At 65.1% G+C, this 2,612-nt stretch carries 3 protein-coding genes; all 3 read left to right on the top strand.

Features of this window, described 5'->3' with window-relative positions:
• Positions 1 to 91 precede the first annotated feature (91 nt).
• Entirely contained in the window at positions 92 to 715 is a 624-nt protein-coding gene (locus tag Q0L94_RS07995) for a hypothetical protein (RefSeq protein WP_296752200.1), read from the top strand.
• Between the two features lie 112 nt (positions 716 to 827).
• Positions 828 to 1,721, top strand: a complete 894-nt coding sequence (locus Q0L94_RS08000) for a TauD/TfdA family dioxygenase (RefSeq protein ID WP_296752203.1) — start codon at positions 828 to 830, stop codon at positions 1,719 to 1,721.
• A gap of 49 nt (positions 1,722 to 1,770) precedes the next feature.
• Positions 1,771 to 2,612, top strand: an 842-nt coding sequence (gene hemA / locus Q0L94_RS08005; protein ID WP_296752206.1) for a glutamyl-tRNA reductase, incomplete at its 3' end; no start/stop codon positions are given.

The following is a 2,612-nucleotide window of genomic DNA, read 5'->3' on the forward strand; positions in this document are numbered from 1 at the left end:
TCGCCGGTCTCCCCGGTTCACGGCTTTACCCCGGCTCGTGGAGCGAGTGGATCACCGATCCCGCCCGCCCCGTGGCCACAGGAGAATAATCATGGTCAAACCCGTACGTGTACGTACCGTCTGGTTCAAGCGGGACGGCGAACGCAGCGCCGAGGAAATCGCCAGCTCGGTGGCCTCCACCATCTGGCGCGTCGCCGACAAGGCGATAGACAACCTCGGCCAGGAGAACTACGACATCATCACTCCGGCACGCGGCTTCAAGCTGATCGCCGAATGCCTCGCCTTCCTGGTGCATTACTGCGACCGCATGGCCTACGCCTCGCTCGCCCCCGAGCGCCGCACCGCCGTCCTGCAGGCCATTTCCAACCGGCTCGGCGAAGTGATGGAAGAAAACATCATCAGCGTCGTCGGCAAGGGCGACGGCAGCCGCAATTACAAGGCCGAGTTCATCGATTTCCTCAACCGCCGCTTCGCCGACTACGCCGAGTTCGAATTTCCCGACGACGAGAAGGCCAGCTTCCCGGCATTGCGCTTCCTCGGCCTGCAGATCCGTGACGAGATGGGCGACAGCGACAAGACCTGGATCATGGACCAGATCATGGACATCGAAATGCCCGAAATGATGGGCACGGTGAGGAAGAGCTTCAAGGGCCTGCTGTCCGACGCGCCGGTCAAGCGCGGCTTCGGTTCGCCCGACATGCTGCCGCCGGAATGATTCCGTTCCAGGATCGGACATGGCTTTGTCGCCTTCGCCTTGCCGTACATGAGTACTGTCTTCGGCTCGGCTTCGCGCCCTGCCCGATCCTGGAACGGAATCTAGCGTTCCCATGAGCAGCCCCTTCGATCTGGCCAACGAAAGCGGCTATCGTGCCTGGCGCGACGCCCGGCTCGCGGCGTATCCGCGCAGCGTTGACGAATTGATCGTGCCACTGGCTGATCCGCGCCATCTCACTCCAAAAGAAACAGGCGCCCTCGAATCGCGCTGCGCACGCGCCAACATGGCGATCTACAGCGCGCCGCATCTGCCGGCCGCCGACAAGTCGATCCCGCACCAACTGGCGCGCCAGCTCGGCCTCGTTCGCCTGGAAGGCAACTACCTCGCCGACGAGGACGGACTGTCCAGCATCACGCCGGCCGGCGATACCGGCAGCGCACGCGGCGACTTCATTCCGTACACCCACAAGCCGATCAACTGGCACACCGACGGCTATTACAACGCGCTCGACCGCCGCATCCTCGGCATGACCCTGCACTGCGCGCAGGATGCCGAGGCCGGCGGCGAGAACGCGCTGCTCGACCACGAGATCGCCTACCTCCAGCTGCGCGACGCCAATCCCGATTACGTCGCCGCGCTGATGCAGCCCGACGCGATGACGATTCCCGCACGCATGGACGAGGACAACGTCGCCCGCCCCGAGCAGAGCGGCCCGGTGTTCGCGGTCGATCCCGTGCAAGGCTTCCTTTACATGCGCTACACCGCGCGCACCCGCTCGATCGTCTGGAAAGGCGATGCGGTCACGCAAGCCGCCGTCAAAACCCTGGCCGAGATCCTCGCCGGCTCCGAATACATCCTCACCGCCCGCTTGCGACCGGGCATGGGGCTCATCTGCAACAACGTGCTGCACACCCGCAACGCGTTCTCCGATTCCCCCCGGCACCGCCGCCTGCTCTATCGCGGGCGCTATTACGACCGCCTGAGCTTTCCCGCGCGTCCGCAGTAGCGGGGGAGCGGGTAAAATAGCGGTCTACTTTTTTCGGCCATCTGCCGTCATGCAGCTTCTCACCCTCGGGGTCAACCATCACACTGCGCCGCTCGCGATCCGCGAGCAGGTGGCATTCGGCCCCGACAAGCTGGTGCAGGCGCTGCACGAACTGACGCAGAGCCAGCGCGCATCCGAAGTCGCCATCCTGTCGACCTGCAACCGCACCGAGTTGTATGTCAACACGCCGTCCCCCGATGCCGTGGCGCAGTGGCTGGCGGATTTCCACCACATCGAGCGGCGCGAACTCGCGCCCTATCTGTATACGCTGCCGCGCGAACAGGCGGCGCAGCATGCCTTCCGCGTCGCCGCCGGACTCGACTCGATGGTGCTCGGCGAAACCCAGATCCTCGGACAGATGAAGCAGGCGGTTGCCGCCGCCGAGGAAGCCGGCACCCTCGGTCTGCTGCTGCACAAGTTGTTCCAGCGCACTTTCTCGGTCGCCAAGGAAGTGCGCACCAGCACCGAAATCGGCGCCAATTCGGTGTCGATGGCCGCCGCCGCGGTGCGCCTGGCCGAACGCATCTTCCCCAACGTCAAGGACCAGGCCTGTCTGTTCATCGGCGCCGGCGAGATGATCGAACTGTGCATCACCCACTTCGCCGCGCAGCATCCGCGCCGCATGACGGTGGCCAACCGCACCGCCGAACGCGCCCGCCCGCTGGCCGAGCGTTTCAACGCCGGGGTCATCCCGCTCACCGAATTGCCGGACGAACTGCCCGGCTACGACATCATCGTCACCTCGACCGCGAGTCCGCTGCCCATCCTCGGCAAGGGCATGCTCGAACGCGCGATCAAGCAGCGCCGCCATCGCCCGATTTTCATCGTCGACCTGGCGGTGCCGCGCGACGT

The organism is Thiobacillus sp. (genome assembly GCF_024708915.1).